Source organism: Macromonas nakdongensis (genome assembly GCF_002837145.1).
GTDB classification, from domain to species: domain Bacteria; phylum Pseudomonadota; class Gammaproteobacteria; order Burkholderiales; family Burkholderiaceae_C; genus Macromonas_B; species Macromonas_B nakdongensis.
The window spans coordinates 1-1,050 of sequence record NZ_NWMV01000170.1 but is presented as its reverse complement, the minus strand read 5'-3'; the positions used below and the strand labels follow the sequence as shown (position 1 = coordinate 1,050).

Here is a 1,050-nt window from a genome sequence, read left to right as displayed (position 1 = left end):
CGCCCTCGGCCGCCAGGGCCTGGGTGGCCGCGGCGGTGCCGGCCACGGCACCCGCCCCCATGGCCAAGGCCTTGCCCATGAAGCTGCGGCGGGCTTTGCGCGCCTGCTCGAGCAACTCGGTGCTCAGGTGGTTTTCAGGCGCCGGAATGACGCGCCCAATGACATCGCTCAGGTCTTTAGACACTTGCTGTTTCCTTCGGGTTGGCGGGGGTGACATGCGCCTGGGCGGCCAGGCCCAAGGCGTGAAATTCGTCGGGACTGGCCGGGCGCGGGGCCGTGCGGGCCAACACCTGTGCGGTGACGCTGCGGCACAGTTCCACAAACAGGTGGTCGGTCACGCGGTAAAACACCTGGGTGCCCTCACGGCGTCGCGACAGCATCCCCACCTGGTACATCAGCCCCAGGTGGCGCGAGACGTTGGCCTGGGCCATGCCGGTCGCCTTGATGATGTCGTTGACGCACTTTTCTTCCTGGCAGACCGCGTGCAGGATGCGCAGGCGGGTTGGTTCGCCCAACACGCCAAAGTAACGCGCCACCGAGTCGAACACCGGGTGGGGGCTGGACGCATCGAGTGGAACGGGCGGGGCGCTGTGGCTCATGCCAACACTATATGATTGATTGCGAATATATGGATTAGTGTAAACCCTGTGGCCCTACGGGAGGCTGACAAGGGAATCAGGCGGCGCTCAGGCGGCCGTTGTTCATGTGCAACACGCGGTCGCAGCGCTGGGCCAGGGCCGGGTCGTGGGTCACCAGCACGAAGGCGGTGCCCTGGTCGCGCGCCAGTTGCAGCATGAGCTGGAACACGCCGTCGGCGGTCTGGCGGTCCAGGTTGCCGGTGGGTTCGTCAGCCAGCACACAGGCCGGCCGGCTGGCCAGGGCGCGGGCGATGGCCACGCGCTGGCGTTCGCCGCCGGACAGCTCGCTCGGGCGGTGCTGCAACCGCTCGCCCAGGCCCACGCGCTGCAGCCACTGGGCGGCTTCGGCGGCCGCGGCCGGGCGCGGGGTGCGTCGAATCCACAGCGGCATGGCCACGTTGTCCAGCGCGCT

2 protein-coding genes and 1 pseudogene are annotated in these 1,050 nt (G+C 68.5%); all 3 read right to left on the bottom strand.

All coding sequences use genetic code 11. The features are described from left to right. Positions 1-184 (bottom strand): annotated as a pseudogene (locus tag CON77_RS14905) (sulfite dehydrogenase); the annotation flags it as partial. Continuing rightward, positions 177-599, bottom strand: coding sequence for an ArsR/SmtB family transcription factor (locus CON77_RS14900; protein ID WP_101050386.1), 423 nt, complete (start codon positions 597-599; stop codon positions 177-179). The pseudogene CON77_RS14905 and the gene CON77_RS14900, both read right to left, overlap by 8 nt. Positions 600-675: 76 nt before the next feature. Next, positions 676-1,050, bottom strand: a 375-nt coding sequence (locus CON77_RS14895; RefSeq protein WP_157827000.1) for an ABC transporter ATP-binding protein, incomplete at its 5' end; no start/stop codon positions are given.

What these genes read in the sequence shown, in the direction of transcription:
- CON77_RS14900 (WP_101050386.1), bottom strand. Translation starts at nt 599, where the DNA reads ATGAGCCACAGCGCCCCGCCCGTTCCACTCGATGCGTCCAGCCCCCAC.